Consider the following 17,923-nt stretch of genomic DNA (forward strand, 5'->3'; position numbering starts at 1 on the left):
CCGCCGCGCGCCCGGCACCGCATCCGACGGACGTGGTGATGGCCGGTCGCGGCGGGCGTACGCCCGATCCGGCGACCGGCGAGGCGGTGCCGGTCTTACCGCCGCGCGCGGTCCCGCCCGCCGAGGCGAGCGACGTCGAACTGCTCCGCGCCCACGTGGCCGGTGACCGGGACGCGTTCACCGAGCTGTTCCACCGGCACCGCGACCGCCTCTGGGCGGTGGCCCTGCGGACGCTCGGCGACCGCGAGGAGGCCGCCGACGCCCTTCAGGACGCGCTGCTCTCCGCCCACCGGGGCGCCGCCCGCTTCCGGGGCGACTCGGCCGTCACGACCTGGCTGCACCGGATCGTGGTGAACGCCTGCCTGGACCGGATCCGCCGCCGCCAGGCGCACCCGACCGTCCCGCTGCCCGACGGCACCCGGGTCGACGAGGGTGGCTCCGGCGGCGTCGAGCCGGCCGCCCCGGCCGCGGACCACGACACCGCGCTGGTCGTCCGGCAGGCCCTGGCCACGCTGCCGGTCGAGCAGCGGTCCGCCCTCGTGCTGGTCGACGTGCAGGGCTACCCGGTCGCCGAGGTGGCCCGGATCCTCGGCGTCGCCGAGGGGACGGTGAAGAGCCGTTGCGCCCGCGGCCGCGCCCGGCTGGCGGTCCAACTCGGGCACCTGCGGACCGGCTCCGACGACGCCGGGCCGGATGCGGTCGCCGGCCGGGGCGTGCCCGGCGTCACCCTCGGGAACCCCCGGGCCGCGGAGGGCGTCGGATCGGGGTCGGGGCACTCCCGACGGGACGCCAACCAGGAGGACGCGTGACGACCGGGAAGTTCAGCGGGGTCGACCACGACCTGCTCGCCGACTACCTCGGCGGGGCGCTGGACGGCACCCCGGAGCAGGCCACCGTCGCGCGACTGGTCGAGCAGGACCCGGCCTGGGCCGAGGCGTACGCGGCGCTGGCGCCGGCCGTCGCCCAGGTCCGCGCCGACCTGGCCGGCTGGGCCGAACCGGCCCCGCAGATGCCGCTCGCGGTCACCGAACGACTCACCGCCGCGCTGGCCGGCGCCGGGCCCGCCCCGACCGACGCACCGGCGCTCACCACCCCGGTGGATGCCGTCTCGCCGGCCGGCGAGCGGCAGCAGCCGGTGCCGGCGCAGCCCGCACGAGGTCCGGGGCGTACCGCCGGGGCCGGACGGGACGACGCGACCGGGCCGGGCCGTCGGCGCCGGCGCTGGGCGCGGCTCGCCGCCCCGGTCGCGCTGGCTGCGGCCTCGCTCGCGGCCGTCGGGCTCGGCGTCGATTACCTGCTCGACACCTCGGGGGGCGGCGGCGCGGCCGACTCGACGGTCGCCGGGGGCGACGCCGCCTCGGCCACGGCGCCCTTCCGGGTCACCGGCGCACCGCAGACCAGCGGCACCGACTGGACGCCGCAGACTTTGGCCGGTGGCGCGGCCCCGACCGTGCTGCCCCGGGTGGCCACCGACGGCCCCGGGCTGGCACCGGGCGCGTCGACCGAGAAGAGCGCCGAGGCGGACCGGCGACCGTCCCCCGGCGGGCTCCTCCGGCTCGCCGCTCCGGACGCGCTGGAGACCTGTCTCACCGAGATCGCCGGCGAGCACGGACGCGGGGCGATCACGGTGGAACTGCTCGACTACGCCAGCTTCCAGGGGGAACCGGCGCTCGTCCTCCGGTTCGCCGATCCGTCGGGAGAGCGCTGGGCCTGGGCGAGCGGCGCGGAGTGTGGCGTGCCGGGATCCGGCGCGGACACCCGCTACCGGGCGCGGGTAGGGTGAGGTCAAGTCGCCGGTCATCCGTCGCCGCGTGACGTGACCCACCGGATGACCGGTTCGGGAATCCCCGGTTCGTACGATGACGTTCTGCAAGTCAGCCGCCGGCGTCGCTGAGCCGTCGGCACTCGGATCGGCGTCGTTCCGGCGGTAGGTCAGCCGGGGGCGGATGTCGAACACACACATCGGGAGACGGCAGTGGACGAGGTCCGCAACCTGATCATCATCGGCTCCGGGCCGGCCGGTTACACGGCGGCGGTCTACGCCGCGCGCGCCAACCTCAAGCCGCTCGTCATCGAGGGTGTGCAGTCCGGCGGCGCCCTGATGACGACCACCGAGGTGGAGAACTTCCCCGGCTTCGCCGACGGCATCCTCGGCCCCGAGCTGATGGACAACATGCGCAAGCAGGCCGAGCGGTTCGGCGCGGAGTTCCTCACCGACGACGTCACCCGGGTCGAGCTGCAGGACACCGGCATGATCGGGTCGGACGCGGTCAGCACCGTGTGGGTCGGCGAGACCGCCTACCGGGCCAGGGCCGTCATCCTCTCCACCGGTTCGGCCTGGCGTCCGCTGGGCGTGCCGGGCGAGCAGGAGTACCTGGGCCACGGCGTGTCGTCCTGCGCCACCTGTGACGGTTTCTTCTTCCGCGGCCAGCACATCGTCGTCGTCGGCGGTGGCGACTCCGCGATGGAGGAGGCGAGCTTCCTCACCCGGTTCGCCGACTCGGTCACCATCATCCACCGGCGCGACTCGTTCCGCGCCAGCAAGATCATGGCCGACCGCGCCCTCGGCAACGACAAGATCAAGGTCGAGTGGAACAGCACCGTCGAGGAGATCCTCGGCGAGGACGGCAAGGTCAGCGGCGTACGGGTCCGCAACGTGCACACCGGCGACACCAAGGTGCTCGACGTGACCGGCGTCTTCGTGGCGATCGGCCACGACCCGCGCAGCGAGCTCTTCCGGGGGCAGGTGGAGCTGGACGACGAGGGGTACGTGAAGGTTCAGGCGCCGAGCACCCGGACCAGCGTGCCGGGTGTCTTCGCCGCCGGCGACGTGGTCGACCACACCTACCGGCAGGCCATCACGGCGGCCGGCACGGGCTGCGCCGCCGCCCTCGACGCCGAGCGCTTCATCGCCACGATCAGCGGCTGAACAACCGAACAACGAAAGTCCCGGAGGAGGGTCATAGTGGGAGCAACAAAGGTCGTCACCGACGCGAACTTCGCCACTGATGTGCTGAAGTCCGACAAGCCGGTACTGGTGGACTTCTGGGCCGAGTGGTGCGGGCCGTGCCGCAAGGTCTCCCCGCTGCTGGAGGAGATCGCGGGCGAGATGGGCGACCAGGTCACCATCGTCAAGCTCAACATCGACGAGAACCCGGAGACCGCCCGCGCCTACCGGGTGATGTCCGTACCGACCCTCACCATCTTCAAGAACGGCGAGCCGGTGCAGTCGATCGCCGGCGCCAAGCCCAAGGGCGAGCTGGTCCGGCTGATCGAGTCGGCGCTCTGACGCTCGCAGCACCGGAACCCCCGTACCCTCCCCGGGTGCGGGGGTTCCGTCGTTCCCGGCCCTGAGCTGGGCGAACGCCGGATGGACGGCCACCGGGCACGGTACGCTCCGTAGGCATCCGCTACGCGCCAGAGCACTCCGGTCGCGCGACCGTGGCGCCCGCCCAGCCAGCATTCGTGCAGAGGGGGTCGTGCGTGCGTCCGATCCGACCCGGTGACCGTGGACCCGCGGTGACGGAGATCCGCACGGTCCTGACCGGCCTCGACCTGCTCCCGACCGCCACCGGCGACGAGTTCGACCTCGCCACGGAACGCGCCGTCCGCGCCTTCCAGCAGTCCCGGGGGCTCAGCGTCGACGGTCGGGTGGGTGCCGAGACCTGGCGCGCCCTGGACGCCGCCCGCTGGCGGCTCGGCGCCCGCACCCTCTACCACGCGGTGCCCGAACCCCTCACCGGCGAGGACGTCCGGTCGCTCCAGGAGCGGCTGCTGGAGATGGGGTACGACGTGGGCCACGCCGACGCCATCTACGGCGTCCGCACCGCCCGCGCGGTTGCCCAGTTCCAGCGCGAGGTGGGCCTGAAACCGGACGGCTCCTGCGGCCCGCACACCATGGGTGCGCTGCGCCGCCTCGGTCGCAAGGTGGTCGGCGGCCGGCCGCAGTGGCTGCGCGAGTCCGACGCGATCCGGCAGTCCGGGCCGACCCTGGTGGGGCGGACGGTGGTGATCGACCCGGGCCACGGGGGCACCGACCCGGGTGTGGTGGTGCCGGACGGCCCGCTGCGCTGGTGCGAGGCGGATCTGGTGCACGACCTGGCCAGCCGGCTGGAGGGGCGGCTGGCCGCCGCGGGCGTACGGGTGCAGCTCACCCGTGGCCCGACGCCGGCGACGTGCCTGCCGGACACCGACCGGGCGCAGCTGGCCAACTCGCTCGGCGCGGACGTGTTCATCTCGCTGCACACCGACGGGCACGCCAACCCCGAGGCCGACGGGGTGGCCACCTACCACTACGGCACCGACAACGGCGTCACCTCGGCGACCGGGGAGCGGCTGGCCGGGCTGGTGCAGCGGGAGATCGTGGCGCGTACCGGGCTGCGGGACTGCCGTACCCACGCCAAGGCCTGGGACCTGCTGCGGCTGACCCGGATGCCAGCGGTACGCGTCGAGGTCGGCTACCTCACCTCGCCGCGGGACCGGGACCGGCTGGTGGACCCCCGGTTCCGGGACAAGGTGGTCGAGGCGATCGTGGCCGCCGTGCAGCGGATGTTCTTCCCGATCGAGCGGGACGTGCCGACGGGCTCGATCGACGTCAGCGAGCTGCGCGCGGTGGTGGCCGCCGGCGCGGTGGTGGACTGAGCCGCGATTCCCTTCCGGCGAGCCCTCGGGCTGGCCTCAGCTGGTGGTCGCCCGGGTGGCCGGAGCGGGGCGTACCGGGCGGAGGAGGGTCTCCGGGCTCATCGAGCCGAGCAGCTTCTCCAGCGCGTACTCGACGTCGGACTTCCAGCTCAGCGCGGTGCGCAGCTCCAGGCGCAGCCGGGGGTAGCGCGGGTGCGGCCGGACGGTCTTGAAGCCCACCGAGAGGAAGAAGTCCGCCGGGGCGACGCAGGCCCGGGTCGGGTCGTCGCCGTCGCCGAACTTGGCGTCGCCGAACGCCTCGATCGCCTTGATGCCGCGCTTTGTGAGGTCCCGCGCGACGCCCTGGACGAGCATCCGGCCCAGCCCGCCGCCGGCGAACGAGGGCACCACGTTGGCGGTCATCAGCAGCGCCGCGTCGGCGGAGACCGGCGAGGTGGGGAAGGCCATCGACCGGGGGACGTAGGCGGGCGGGGCGTACATGACGAAGCCGGCGGGCATGCCGTCGACGTAGGCCAGCTTGCCGCAGGAGCCCCACTCCAGCAGGGTCTGGGAGACCCAGGCCTCCTTCTCCAGGCCGGGGTCACCGGCGGCACAGGCCCGGTCGGCGGAGACCGGGTCGAGCTCCCAGTAGACGCACTGCCGGCACGGGCGGGGCAGGTCTTCCAGGGTGTCGAGGGTCAGACTGACCAGACGTCGCGACATTGGCGCATCCCCACAATAGGCTCGGAGGTGAAACCAGCGCGGAACGTCAACGCCGCCTTCCTGGCCCCCCGACGAGCGATCGTACGCCGCCAGCCGACCGTACGGGAGGGGACGCGCGAACGACCACCCGAGCCGGGGACGGCGGTCCGGGATGTGGACGCAGCCCACGTCAGGGGTTCCGGGGTGGCGGCCGCGGACTAGGATCGACCAACCGGCGTCCCGCGCCGCCATGGTCGCCGGCTTCGCGGGTACCACACGGGGCGGGAGCCCGACCGACACCCGATCGAGGTGATGTCATGACCGGCACGACGCTCGACGACTACACCGACCGGTACGCCCGGCGCGTCCGCGGGATGACCGCCTCGGAGATCCGGGCGCTCTTCGCGGTGGCCAGCCGGCCGGAGGTCGTCTCGCTCGCCGGTGGGGCACCCTACATCGCCGCGCTGCCGCTCGACGCGGTCGGCGAGATGCTGGGCCGGCTCGGCTCCGAGCACGGGGCGACCACCCTCCAGTACGGCATCGGCCAGGGCACCCTGGAGCTGCGCGAGCGGATCTGCGAGGTGATGGCCCTCTCCGGCATCGACGCGTCCTGCGGCGCCTCCCCGGAGGACGTGGTGGTGACCGTCGGTGGCCAGCAGGCCCTCGACCTGGTGGCCCGACTCTTCCTCGACCCGGGGGACGTGGTGCTCGCCGAGGGCCCGACGTACGTCGGCGCGCTCGGGGTGTTCCAGGCCGCCCAGGCCCAGGTCGCGCACGTGCCGATGGACGACGAGGGGCTGATCCCCGAGGCGCTGGAGGTGGCCATCGCCGACCTGGCCCGCGCCGGGCGCCGGGTGAAGTTCCTCTACACCATCCCGACCTACCAGAACCCCACCGGCGTGACGCTGAGCGAGGAGCGCCGCGAGCGGGTGCTGGACATCTGCGAGCGCGCCGGCCTGCTCGTGGTGGAGGACGACCCGTACGGTCAGCTCGGTTTCGAGGGCGAGGCACCCGCGCCGCTGCGGGCCCGCCGCCGCGACGGGGTCTTCTACCTGAGCACCTTCTCCAAGACCTTCGCCCCCGGCCTGCGGGTCGGCTGGATCCTCGCCCCGCACGCGGTCCGCGACAAGCTGGTGATCGCCAGCGAGGCGCAGATCCTCTGCCCCAGCGGCTACGCCCAGGCGGCCGTGGCGACGTACCTGTCGACCATGCCGTGGCGGGAGCAGCTGAAGGTCTACCGGGAGGTCTACCGGGAACGGCGGGACGCGATGCTCACCGCGCTGGAGGACCTGATGCCGGCCGGCACCACCTGGACCACCCCGGCCGGTGGCCTCTTCGTCTGGGCGAACCTGCCGGACGGCCTGGACGCCAAGGCGATGATGCCCCGCGCCATCGCCGCCCGGGTCGCCTACGTGCCGGGCACCGGCTTCTACGCGGACGGCTCCGGCACCGGCAACATGCGGCTCAACTTCTCCTTCCCGTCGCCCGAGCGGATCCGGGAGGGCGTCCGCCGCCTCGCCGGCGTGATGGAGCAGGACATCGCCATGCGCCGGGTCTTCGGCACGGTGACCCCGGCCGGGCGCCGGCGGCAGGGCGGCGCGGACGCGCCGGGACCCGACTTGGCATGATTCCGGCATGGCCGTGACCTCTGCCGGGGCAACCCCCGTGACCGATCCCGCCGTCACCGCCGACCTGCACGTGCTGGTGCTCGCCGGTGGCCTCTCCTACGAGCGGGACGTCTCGCTGCGTTCCGGCCGTCGGGTGCTCGACGCGCTGCGCGCCGTCGGCGTGGAGGCGGAGCTGCGGGACGCCGACGTGGCGCTGCTGCCCGCCCTGGCCGCCGACCCGCCGGACGCGGTGGTGATCGCGCTGCACGGCGCGACCGGCGAGGACGGTTCGCTGCGCGGCGTGCTGGACCTCTGCGACGTGCCGTACGTCGGCTGCGACGCCCGCGCCTCCCGGCTCGCCTGGGACAAGCCGTCGGCGAAGGCCGTGCTGAGGGAGAACGGCATCCCCACCCCCGACTGGGTGGCGCTGCCGCACGACCGCTTCTCCGAGCTGGGCGCGGTGGCGGTGCTCGACCGGATCGTGGACCGGTTGGGGCTGCCGCTGATGGTGAAGCCGACCCAGGGCGGTTCCGGCCTGGGCGCCGCCGTGGTCCGGGACGCCGCGGCGCTGCCCGCCGCGATGGTGGGTTGTTTCGCGTACGACTCGACGGCGCTGGTCGAGCGGTACGTGCCCGGCATGGACGTGGCCGTCTCCGTGGTGGACCTCGGTGACGGCCCGCGCGCCCTGCCGCCGGTGGAGATCGTGCCGCGCAACGGCGTGTACGACTACGCGGCCCGCTACACCGCCGGCCGGACCACCTGGCACGCCCCGGCCCGGCTGGACAGCGCCGTCGCCGACACGGTCACCGAGGTGGCGCTGGCCGCGCACACCGCCCTGGGCCTGCGCGACCTGTCCCGGGTCGACCTGATCGTCGACGCCGACGGCCGACCGCACGTGCTGGAGGTGAACGTCTCGCCGGGCATGACCGAGACGTCGCTGCTGCCGCTCGCGATCCAGGCGGCCGGGCTGGACTTCGGGCGGGTGCTGGGGTCGCTGGTCAGCCGCGCCGCCGCCCGGCGCGGCTGACCGCTTCCCGCGCATGCCGCGCTGCCGATGCGGCGGCCGGTTTGAACTACCCGCCCGCTCCTTAGGGCCAGCGCGACGGTGAACGACCGCCGGGTCGGGCCGGGCAGCGGTGCGCTCGCTCTTGCCAGCAGCAGGACGAAGACCGCGGCCAGCGGGTCCGCGTTCCCTCGGTTACTACTCCACGACGGGTGTACGCCAACCGCGCACTCCCTGCGGCGGCCTCACCTCACGGGCCCGGTTCCTCGGTGGGGCTGCGCAGCGGACTGGCCGCCGACGCCGTTCCAGTCCCGTTGACTGCCGGCGTCAGCGGAGCGGGCCCGGTCGCGGTATCTGTCGCCGTCCCGGCGTCGCCGTCCCGGGGTCGTCACCGGTCCCGGGATCGTCGCCGTCCCAGGGTCCTCACCGTCCCGGGGTAGTCACCGTCCCAGGGTCGTCACCGTCCCGGGGTAGTCACCGTTCCGGAGGTCGTCGCTGTTCCCGGGGTCGTCGCCTCGCCGGTAGCGTCGTCGTGCTGGGGAGCGTCACCCTCCTGGCCGCCGTTGCTGTCCTCCGCACCGGCCCTGTCCGCGTCGGCCGTCAGCTCGGCGTCCGCGGTCCCCTCGGTATCGGCGGTCGCCTCGGCGTCGTCGCCTGCGGTGCCATCGTCGCCCGCCCTGACTTCGCCCCTGTCACCTTCTGCGGCGTCGGCGGCGTCGTCCAGGTCGTCCGCCGGTACGGGCGTCTCCTCGTCCGACTCGATCACCGACACCGGCTCCTCCTGCTGCTCTGCGGCCTCCTGCTCGCGAGAGGCCTGCGCGGACAGGCTGGACGGCGCCTGCCACTGGATGCGCGGCGGCTCGGCCAGTGGGCGTCCGCCGAACTCGGCCAGCCAGGCGGCCACCATGGCGAGGTTCTCCCGCCACTGGGACTCGGAGATGGGCGGCAGGATCGAGTCCCACAGCGACAGGAAGGTGCCCCGAAGCTGAAGCCGCCCGTACGGCCGGGCCAGGAACCACATGTGCAGGTGCGCCGACCCGTCGCCCCAGCGGTTGACGTGCACGCGGGCGACGCCGTCCAGCGACCGGATGGCGCGTTCCAGTCGTACCGTCATGACCCCCAGCTCGGCGGCGAGCAGGTTGGGCAGGTCGCCGAGGTCGAGGTGGGAGCGGGACTCCAGGATCAGCACCATCGGCAGGCCGGTGGGCCGGTCCATGGCGCGTACCCGCCATCGCTCGCCCACCCAGATGTAGGCGTCGTCGGGGGCGTTGCAGGCCGTGCATTCCCGGTGCCCCTCGCCCTTGCGGGGCGGCTCGACCGGGACCGGATCATCGAGGTGCTTGATGCGGAGGTCCCCCTCGAAGGGGAAGGAGGGCCACTGGGTGAAATCCGGGACTGCGGGAGGGGTGTCGTGCACGACGCTGACCCTAACCGAGTCGGAGACCGCTGTCCCTACCCGAACGACGGCGATCGTGAGTCCGTCTCGTGGGTGGCGGGGTGTCAACCGAGTGCGCACGGAGGCCGCTTGAGAGCGGTTGTCCACAGGCTGGTGAGATCACCACCACAACACGTCATCCACAGGCCAGGACGCCGTTTGACACCGTGTTTCACGTGAAACGAGGGGTGCCTGTGGAAAACCGCTGTGGATAACCGGGGGGTCCAATCCACAGCCCCGACCACAGGCAGGGCGGGCCCGTTTCTCCCAACGAGCGAAGCGCCGGTTGGCTGCTGCCGGAAGCGGCGTTTCTGCCGGGCGTCGCGCGCCGGAGGGGGCACCGGGATGGGCGTTCCAGTCGGTGGCGGCGCCTCATCTTCGATTTGCCGCAGTCGGCGTTCCGGCTTCAGCAGTCCTGCGCCGCAGGGAGCCATCCTCGGTCCGGATCGCTTCCACGTCGTGGCCGGCGGTCGGAGGCTGGAGCCGGGCGATCCGTGGGTAGGCCCCGGCGACGCTTGCTCGTTTCACGTGGAACCTCGCCGGTTTCACGTGGAACGCCGGGAGGAGGCCTCCCCCAGGTGGCGATCGGGTACGGCGGTTGCGGACCAACCGTCGTGGCCGTTCAGCCGGTCGGATGGCAACCAGGCGACCTCCTGGAGCGAGGCGCTCCGCCGCGCACAAAGCGGTGGTGCCCGTGATCGCCTCCGTTTGCGGCGTGTCGCAGTGCCCGAGCCCGGCGCGATACTGCGACACGCTGACGCGGGGCCGCTTGGCGTTCATCGGGTCCGACCGGGATGGCTCGGCCCAGGTGGCGGTGCGGCTTCCTCTCGCCGTGATCCACGGGCCCACGATCGCGTCTTTGGGGCGTTCCAGCCGCGCCCGTAGAAGGCCGAGCCTTGGCGTTCAGGTCGATCCGGCGAAGTGTGCCTGAGTCCTGGGCATGCCATGGGAGCGCATTCCCAGGGCTCGTTTCACGTGAAACGAGGTGCTGAGGTACGCGGCCGGCCGGGCAGGCATCATCCCTTCCCCGCCGGAGCAACCGTCGAAGCCCCTCAGGTGCCCCAGGCGGGACAAGGCCCCTCACCGCGACCCCGTGTTGCCTCAGAGGCACGCCAAGGGCTCAGGCGGCGCTACAGGCCCTCCTATGACTGCCCCTGAAGGGCGATCAGCGTGGAGCCCCACGCCTACACCATCGTCACCGAGCCGACGACCGCCGGCGGGCAGGGCAAGGAGCCGCCCCGACGGGCAACCGGTCCGCCCAGTACGCGTATACCTCGAAGAGCACAGACGACGGCGGCACGTTCCCGCACTGCGGCCGGCGCCCGCGTTCGTAGGGAAGTCACCCCTCCCGCGCGTCTGTCCCGAGCGAGGTCGGTGATGGAGTCTGCCGACCACATCGCGAGTCCGGTGGGAACTGCCAGCCCCGCCCACCCCAGCACGACCCGATCGCTCTGCCGATCGCACGCCATCGGCTGCCTGCCACGGGTCCCGCAGCCGGACGCCGGCGACGCCTCTCTACGGGCGAGCCTGAGTCCCGGTCGAGCCGGTCTCGGTGAAGTGCTCAGGGACGCAGCCTTCCGAGGAAGCCGGCGACCGCCCTGACGCCCTGGCCGGTCTCCAGCCGCCGCCCGACTCACCAGGGCGCACCGGTTTCACGTGAAACATGGCGCCGCCATCCCGCGCCCACGCCACAGACATACGCAGCCGCGGCAGGAAACAAACCGGCCGCGTGCCCTCAGGGGCGACGCGGCCGGTGACAGAACGAGGGGGCGGGCTCAGTCCTCCGACTCCTGCTCGCCGACGCCGATGATGCCCACGATCCGCTCCAGGTCGTCCACCGTCGCGAACTCGATGGTGATCTTGCCCTTGCTCCGGCCGATGTCGACCTTCACCCGGGTGTCGAAGCGGTCGGAGAGCCGGTCGGCCAGATCGGTGAGCGCCGGGGCGTGCGGCTTGGTACGCCGCTTCGCCGCCGGCGTCTTTGCCGGCCCGTCGTTGAGCGCGAGCGCCACGATCTCCTCGGTCGCGCGTACGGACAAGCCCTCGGCGACGATCCGGAGGGCGAGCCGTTCCTGCGCCTCCGCCTCGTCGAGGCTCAGCAGCGCCCGGGCGTGGCCCGCCGAGAGCACGCCGGCGGCGACCCGGCGCTGCACCTGCGGCGGGAGGTTCAGCAGGCGGATCGTGTTGGAGATCTGCGGCCGGCTGCGGCCGATCCGCCGGGCCAGCTCCTCGTGGGTGGCGCCGAACTCCTCCAGCAGCTGCTGGTAGGCCGCGGCCTCTTCGAGCGGGTTGAGGTTCGCCCGGTGGATGTTCTCCAGGAGAGCGTCCCGGAGCATCGCGTCGTCCTTGGTGTCCCGGACGATCGCCGGGATGCTCTCCCGGCCCACCGCCTGGGCGGCACGCCACCGGCGCTCGCCCATGACGAGTTCGTACTTCTCGGCGTCGAGCTGGCGGACGACGATCGGCTGGAGGAAGCCGACCTCCTGGATGGAGGTCTTCAGCTCCTCCAGCGCCTCCTCGTCGAAGACGTGCCGGGGCTGCTTCGGGTTCGGCACGATCGCGTCGACGGGGATCTCGGCGAAGCGGGCACCCGGCACCGGGCTTAGCTGCGGCTCGGGCGGCGCCGACGGGATGGCGACCGGCGCGCTCACCGCCTCGACGGGAGCGTCACCCGTCATACCGCCGGTGTCGGCTTCGACCGGCGCGGTGAGGGTGGTGCCCGGCGCCTCCGGTGCCGGCCCGGTCGGGATCAGCGCCCCGAGCCCTCGACCCAGACCGCCACGGGGACGGTTCTTCATGCGACGCCTCCCAGCGACTCGTGCGCACTACGCATTCCGGCTCACCGGCTCCTTGACACCGCGCTCGGCGATCTCCTGGGCGGCCTCGAAGTAGCTCGTCGCCCCCCGCGAACCGGGATCGTAGGTCATCACGGACTGCCCGTAGCTGGGTGCCTCGGAAACCCGGACGTTGCGCGGGATGACCGCCTGGAGGACCTTGTCGCCGAAGTGGTTCCGGACGTCCTGCTCGACCGCGTCGGCCAGTCGGGTACGCCGGTCGTACATGGTGAGCAGGATCGTGGAGACCTCGAGCTTGGGGTTGAGGTGCTGCCGTACCAGGTTGATGTTGTTGATCAGCTGGTTGAGGCCCTCCAGCGCGTAGTACTCGCACTGGATGGGGATCAGCACCTCCTGCGCGGCGACCAGCGCGTTGACCGTCAGCAGGCCGAGCGAGGGCGGGCAGTCGATGAAGACGTAGTCGAATTGCCCCGGGTACGCGGCGATGGCCCGGGCCAACCGGGACTCCCGGGCGACCACGGACACCAACTCGATCTCCGCGCCCGCCAGATCGATGGTGGCCGGCACGCACCACAGGTTGGGGATGCCCTCGACCTCCTGGGCGACCTCCTCCAGCGGCACGCTGTTGATCAGGCAGTCGTAGACGTCCGGCACGCCGGTGTGGTGCGGCACGTTGAGCCCGGTCGAGGCGTTGCCCTGCGGGTCGAGGTCGACCACCAGCACCCGGTTGCCGTGCAGGGCGAGCGCCACCGCCAGGTTCACCGTGGTCGTGGTCTTACCCACGCCGCCCTTCTGGTTTGCGACGCACATGACCCGGGTCCGGTCGGGCCGAGGCATGGTCACCTCGCCACTCGGATTCAGGATCTGCACGGCGCGCATCGCCTCCATAGCCAACGGTGGGTCATCCTCTTCGCGCGTCGGGGTTTCACGTGAAACGTACGTGGCGGCGGCCGGGTCGACGGTCACGCCCCCGGCCGCCGGCCCCGGCGTGTTCGCGGCGACGGACTCGGAGTCCGCCACCGCACCCGGGTGCGGCTGCTGGGGTACGGCGGGCGGCACGTTGCCACCGACCGGTGTCTCGAAGCGGGACGGCGCGCCGGAGTTGCGTTGGACCGGGGCGGTGCGGTCGCTGGGCGCGTTGACCGGCCGCCCCGCGTCGTCCGCGATGGGCGGCGGCGGGATGTACGACTCGGGAGAGGGGCGCGCGGCGCCGACCGCGGGCACGTCCCGACGGACCACCGGATCGCAGTCCGGCGGGCCGGCGGAACCCGGCTGGCCGTCGGCGGGCCGGGAGTCGTGGTCGGTTTCACGTGAAACAGGGTCCACTCCGGAGGGAAGGCCCTCCGGGCGTTTTACCCGTGGATCGTCGTACCTGCCGTCGTCATGCACCTGTCATCCCTGCCCGCTCCGGATGGTCGGTCCGCACCCCGTCAATCAGGCCACACGCGCACTCGCACCGCAGCGCGTACGGCCCCGGCGGGAGCCGTCGGGACCCGGTGCCCCCGACGCCCGCCCGCCCCACACTATCGACGCGCGGCCAGCCTACGGGGGACGGGCGCGGCGGGTCCATCTCGGTTGTCCGCCGGCCGGTACGACACGCCGGAACCCGAACGGGGATCACCGAGCGCGCTTGCGTCCGCCCCGTGAGCGCTTGGGTGCCTTCTTGGCGGACGGCGGTCGGACCACCCGCTCGCGCACGATCTCCACCACGGTGGTCGGCGGGTCGATGACACCGACCCCGCAGAGGTGCACGCTCGGCTCGCCGCCACCGAGCCGGTCGACGGTCTCGGCGTGCTCCGCGATCTCGTCCGCCGCGGAGGAGCCCTTCACGGCGATCAGCCGGCCGCCGGGTACGACGAGCGGCAGGCACCAGCCGGAGAGCCGGTCGAGCGGCGCGACCGCTCGCGAGGTCACCACGTCGGCGCTGAACGGGCCGGTGCCCGTCGCGTCGGTGGCCGCCTCGTCGGCCCGGCCACGGAACACCCGGACCGTCCTGGCCAGCCCGAGCTGCTGCACCGCCTCGATCAGGAAGGAGGTCCGCCGGGCCAGCGGCTCGACCAGGATCACCTGGAGGTCGGGCCGGGCGATCGCCAGCACCAGCCCGGGCAGCCCGGCGCCGGAGCCGACGTCGATGACGCTGGCCCCTTCCGGGATGCGCTCGGCTACGGCGGCACAGTTGAGCAGGTGCCGGTCCCAGATCCGGGGCGCCTCCCGCGGGCCGATCAGGCCGCGCACCACCCCGTCGGTGGCGAGCAGCTCGGCGTACGCGGCCGCCAGGTCCAGCCGGTCACCGAAGAGCGTCCGGGCCGCCGGGGCCAGCTCGGCCGGCAGCGCGGCGTCCTCCGGCGAGGGAACGGGGCGGACAGGCGACGGCCCGGGCGGCGTACCACCCGGGCCGGTCACGGCGTCGGCCGTGGCGTCGTCGTGGGTCACCCGGTCAGTCCGCCGGCCGGACGATGATGCGCCGGTTCGGCTCGACGCCCTCGGACTCGCTCTCCACACCGCTCATGGCGTTGACCACGTCGTGCACGCACTTGCGCTCGAAGGCGGACATCGGCTCCAGCCGGACCGGCTCGCCGTGCTCCTTGACCTTCTCCACCGCGTTCTTGGCAACGGCGGCGAGCTCCTTGCGCCGGGTGGCGCGGTAGCCGCCGACGTCGAGCAGCAGGCGGCTGGGCGTACCGGTCTGGCGGAACACCGCGAGCCGGGCCAGCTCCTGGAGCGCCTCCAGGGTGGCGCCGCGCTGGCCGACCAGGTTCTGCAGCTGGGCACCGACCACCTCGACGACCGGGCGTCCGCCGGACACCAGCTCGTCGATGTCGCCGTCGTAGTCGAGGATGTCGAGCAGGCCCTCGATGTAGTCGGCAGCGATCTCGCTCTGCGCGAAGAGCTCGCCCTCGCCAGCGGCCTTCTTCGGGGCGGCACCCGCCTCGGCCGCCGCCTCCCCGGCCTCCTCGGGCTCGCCGTCACCGGTCGCGGCGGTCGGCACGATCTCCTCGTCCACGGACTGCTCCGCACTGGGGATGCTGGTGTCGGTCACGGTGTCATCTCCGTACTCGCTCGGCCGGACCGTCGGGTCCGCTGGTTCCCCGGGGCGCCCGGCGGGAGAAGGCCGGTGCCCACGGGCACGTCTTGTACGGGCAGTCTCGCCCGTGACCGCGCCAGGCGCGGCGGTTCCGGCCCGGCGCCGGCCGTACGGCGGCTGCGCGATGCCGGAAGGCCGCCGCCGGTGGTCCCGACGGCGGCCCTGGGATCAGCCCTGCCGCTTGGCCGGCCGACCCTTCTTCGGATTGGTGGGCTTCGCACCCGGCTTCGGCCCGGCGACCTTCGGCGCGGCGGGCTTGGCCGGCACCTGCGCGGCCGGCTTGGCGCGGTTGAGGAAGCCGCCAATCTTCGCCGGCTGCACCGGACCGCGGTTGCCGGTGGTCGCCTTGTTTCCGGCGACCCCCTTGTTGGTCACCAGCGGCGGGAACTTGCGCAGCACCCACTGCTGCTGGCCGAGGGTGAAGAGGTTGTTGGTGACCCAGTAGATGATCACACCGATCGGGAAGATCGCGCCGGAGATCAGCAGCGACAGGGGGATGCCGTAGAGCATCAGTCGCTGCACCATCCGCTGCTGCGGGTCCTCCGCCCAACCGGTCTTGAGGATCATCTGGCGGCTGGTCAGGTAGGTGGTGCCCATCATGACCAGGACCAGGATGCCGGCGATGATCTTCACGGTAGTGCCGTTGGCGCCGAGGCGGGCCAGCTCGTCGGCGGTCGAGCCGAACTTGCCGGCGATCGGGGCGGTGAAGAGCTTCGCGCTGGAGGCGCTGTTGAACTGGTCGACCGTCCAGCCGTAGAGGGTCTTGCTCGACTTGCCCGGGTCGAGGCGACGCAGCACGTGGAAGAGACCGAGGAAGACCGGGATCTGGAGGAACATCGGAAGGCAGCCCATCAGCGGGTTGGCCTTTTCCTTCCGGTAGAGCTCCATCATCTCCTTCTGGAGCGTCTCCCGGTCACCCTTGTGCTTCTCCTGCAGCTCCTTGACCTTGGGCTGGAGCGCCTGCATCGCCCGCTGCGACTTGATCTGCTTGACGAAGACCGGGAAGAGGATCACCCGGACGGTGACCACCAGGAAGATGATCGAGAGGATCCAGGCCCAGTTCGTGCCGAGCACCGCGCCGACCGGCACCTTGATGGCGTCCCAGGCCGAGTGCCAGGTCAGCAGGATCCACGAGATCGCGTAGTAGATCCAGTCGAGACTCAATTCTCAGGCTCCAGTCACGTCGGCACGGCGGCGACCGCCCGGCTCGGGCACCGGGTCGTGTCCACCTGGGTGGAAAGGGTGGCAGCGCGACAAGCGCAGGACCGTCAGGCCGGCTCCCCGGAGCGCGCCGTGCCGCGCCACCGCCTCCAGGGCGTACGCGCTGCACGACGGGTAGAACCGACAGCGGGCCGGCAGCGCCGGGCTTATCCAACGACGGTACGCGATGATGGGGCCACTCAGCACTCGGGCACCCAGGCTGGTAGGCCGCGAACCGGCAGATCCGGTGCTCATCGGGACCGCCGCCCCCGGGGCGTCCGCGCGGCGGCGATCGCCGCGTCCAGATCGGCCCCCAGCCGGAGGTAGTTCGCCTCGGCGGCGGCCGGCAGTGCGCGTACCACCAGGGTGCTTCCCTCGGGCAGCGCGGCCAGTCGCTCGCGGACCAGGTGCCGCAGCCGGCGCCGGACCTTGTTGCGGACCACGGCGGGGCCGACGGCCTTGGACACGACGAAGCCGGCGCGGGTCGGCGCGGAGATCGTCTCCGTGCCGCTGACCCGCGCCGGCTCCGGCGAGGTTGTCGCGGTGGGTTCGGGGGTCGCCGGCAGCGTCAGGTGAACGACGACGGCACCTCGTCCGGCGCGTCGGCCACCCCTGACCGCTGCGGCGAAGTCGTTGCTGCGCCGCAGTCGCTGTGCGGCCGTCAGCACGACTGCCCACGTCCCCCGGACCGGACCCGGTCGGCTCAGGCCGACAGGCGGGTGCGGCCCTTGGCGCGGCGGGTCGAAAGGATGGCGCGACCGGCCCGGGTGCGCATGCGCAGCCGGAAGCCGTGGGTCTTCGCGCGCCGGCGGTTGTTCGGCTGATAGGTGCGCTTGCTCACGTCAGGCTCTCCGTTTTCGTACGTCCACGGCGCGGGATCGCCGGGGTCGTGTGGTGGTCCAGGCCACCTCGGCGGTGACCTCCGATCCGTGCTGCCCGGCGACCCGGGACCTCGGCGATGCGGGGAAAGCGATCGCGGACAGCAAGCACCCATCACCCTAGCAGAGGGCGACAGAGCAGCCCCTCCAGCCTACGCAGGGGGGCAATGACCGTCAAACAGGTCACGGGAGGCACGAGCAGGGCGGCCGTACGACCGAACCGGCGGTTTTCACTGATGCCGCCAAGCGGCCGGAGCGTCGGCGGTTGATGGTGCCGGGCCGTCGCTGTTACCGTGCCCGATTGCGGTCAGCGTCGGGGGTCCGGGTTGTCGCTGGCAGGCAAGACCGGACCCGGCAGTGAATCGTTCGGCACGGTGAACCCGCGCAACGTCCCGCCCGACCAGGGGGGCAGGTCCTACCCGCGCACGGCGGGCGGCACAATCGGTCGGTACACACAGGCTGTGGATAACTTGTGGACGCCGGCCGGTCAGCCGCCCGGTGGGGTGAGGTACCACCCGCTCGAACGCGGTGGCGGGCCCGGAACGGCCGACTGGACGACAGCGGCGACCGGGAGCAGAGGCGAGGGGGTGGCACGACG

Annotated in this window: 17 protein-coding genes; 7 read left to right on the forward strand and 10 right to left on the reverse strand. The window is 72.8% G+C overall.

Annotated elements, in window-relative coordinates; translation table 11 throughout:
* The first annotated feature begins 38 nt into the window (after positions 1-38).
* The 5 genes from sigM to ACTWM8_RS30725 all read left to right on the forward strand — a co-directional run bounded on the left by sigM (position 39) and on the right by ACTWM8_RS30725 (position 4,641).
* Positions 39-809 (forward strand): RNA polymerase sigma factor SigM, encoded by a 771-nt coding sequence (gene sigM, locus ACTWM8_RS30705; RefSeq protein ID WP_446211970.1) that lies wholly within the window; start codon positions 39-41, stop codon positions 807-809.
* Positions 806-1,783, forward strand: coding sequence for a hypothetical protein (locus ACTWM8_RS30710; protein ID WP_446211971.1), 978 nt, complete (start codon positions 806-808; stop codon positions 1,781-1,783). Before sigM ends, ACTWM8_RS30710 begins: the two co-directional genes overlap by 4 nt.
* A gap of 192 nt (positions 1,784-1,975) precedes the next feature.
* Positions 1,976-2,929 (forward strand): thioredoxin-disulfide reductase, encoded by a 954-nt coding sequence (gene trxB / locus ACTWM8_RS30715; protein WP_346537502.1) that lies wholly within the window; start codon positions 1,976-1,978, stop codon positions 2,927-2,929.
* Between the two features lie 36 nt (positions 2,930-2,965).
* The gene (gene trxA, locus ACTWM8_RS30720) at positions 2,966-3,289 is read left to right on the forward strand and encodes a thioredoxin (RefSeq protein ID WP_088959679.1); all 324 of its coding nucleotides are present in this window, start codon (positions 2,966-2,968) and stop codon (positions 3,287-3,289) included.
* A 194-nt stretch (positions 3,290-3,483) separates the two neighbouring features.
* Positions 3,484-4,641, forward strand: a complete 1,158-nt coding sequence (locus tag ACTWM8_RS30725) for an N-acetylmuramoyl-L-alanine amidase (protein WP_446211972.1) — start codon at positions 3,484-3,486, stop codon at positions 4,639-4,641.
* Between the two features lie 36 nt (positions 4,642-4,677).
* Here ACTWM8_RS30725 and ACTWM8_RS30730 read toward each other — a convergent pair whose 3' ends face one another.
* Entirely contained in the window at positions 4,678-5,343 is a 666-nt protein-coding gene (locus ACTWM8_RS30730) for a GNAT family N-acetyltransferase (RefSeq protein WP_446211973.1), read from the reverse strand.
* A 296-nt stretch (positions 5,344-5,639) separates the two neighbouring features.
* Between ACTWM8_RS30730 and ACTWM8_RS30735 the strand changes: the two genes are divergently transcribed.
* Positions 5,640-6,950 (forward strand): aminotransferase-like domain-containing protein, encoded by a 1,311-nt coding sequence (locus ACTWM8_RS30735; protein WP_446211974.1) that lies wholly within the window; start codon positions 5,640-5,642, stop codon positions 6,948-6,950.
* Positions 6,951-6,957: 7 nt separating this feature from the next.
* Positions 6,958-7,956, forward strand: coding sequence for a D-alanine--D-alanine ligase family protein (locus ACTWM8_RS30740; protein ID WP_446211975.1), 999 nt, complete (start codon positions 6,958-6,960; stop codon positions 7,954-7,956).
* Positions 7,957-8,389: 433 nt separating this feature from the next.
* Here the strand turns inward: ACTWM8_RS30740 and ACTWM8_RS30745 are convergent, their stop codons facing one another.
* From ACTWM8_RS30745 to rpmH, 9 genes are all read right to left on the reverse strand, one after another.
* The gene (locus ACTWM8_RS30745; RefSeq protein ID WP_446211976.1) at positions 8,390-9,349 is read right to left on the reverse strand and encodes a hypothetical protein; all 960 of its coding nucleotides are present in this window, start codon (positions 9,347-9,349) and stop codon (positions 8,390-8,392) included.
* Between the two features lie 1,793 nt (positions 9,350-11,142).
* Complete coding sequence (locus ACTWM8_RS30750) at positions 11,143-12,165, reverse strand: ParB/RepB/Spo0J family partition protein (RefSeq protein WP_446211977.1); 1,023 nt, start codon at positions 12,163-12,165, stop codon at positions 11,143-11,145.
* 27 nt (positions 12,166-12,192) lie between these two features.
* Positions 12,193-13,551: an AAA family ATPase gene (locus ACTWM8_RS30755; RefSeq protein WP_446211978.1), complete on the reverse strand. Its 1,359-nt coding sequence runs from the start codon at positions 13,549-13,551 to the stop codon at positions 12,193-12,195.
* A 228-nt stretch (positions 13,552-13,779) separates the two neighbouring features.
* Entirely contained in the window at positions 13,780-14,481 is a 702-nt protein-coding gene (gene rsmG / locus ACTWM8_RS30760) for a 16S rRNA (guanine(527)-N(7))-methyltransferase RsmG (protein ID WP_446214723.1), read from the reverse strand.
* Between the two features lie 118 nt (positions 14,482-14,599).
* On the reverse strand, positions 14,600-15,202 hold the full coding sequence (locus ACTWM8_RS30765) for a Jag family protein (RefSeq protein WP_446211979.1): 603 nt from the start codon (positions 15,200-15,202) through the stop codon (positions 14,600-14,602).
* Positions 15,203-15,415: 213 nt separating this feature from the next.
* Positions 15,416-16,411: a membrane protein insertase YidC gene (gene yidC / locus ACTWM8_RS30770; protein WP_446211980.1), complete on the reverse strand. Its 996-nt coding sequence runs from the start codon at positions 16,409-16,411 to the stop codon at positions 15,416-15,418.
* A gap of 3 nt (positions 16,412-16,414) precedes the next feature.
* Entirely contained in the window at positions 16,415-16,702 is a 288-nt protein-coding gene (gene yidD, locus ACTWM8_RS30775; RefSeq protein ID WP_088959669.1) for a membrane protein insertion efficiency factor YidD, read from the reverse strand.
* Complete coding sequence (gene rnpA / locus ACTWM8_RS30780; RefSeq protein WP_446211981.1) at positions 16,699-17,115, reverse strand: ribonuclease P protein component; 417 nt, start codon at positions 17,113-17,115, stop codon at positions 16,699-16,701. Before rnpA ends, yidD begins: the two co-directional genes overlap by 4 nt.
* A gap of 35 nt (positions 17,116-17,150) precedes the next feature.
* The gene (rpmH, locus tag ACTWM8_RS30785; protein ID WP_067300964.1) at positions 17,151-17,288 is read right to left on the reverse strand and encodes a 50S ribosomal protein L34; all 138 of its coding nucleotides are present in this window, start codon (positions 17,286-17,288) and stop codon (positions 17,151-17,153) included.
* Positions 17,289-17,923: the final 635 nt, after the last annotated feature.

Source organism: Micromonospora sp. IBSANI012, from assembly GCF_052814045.1.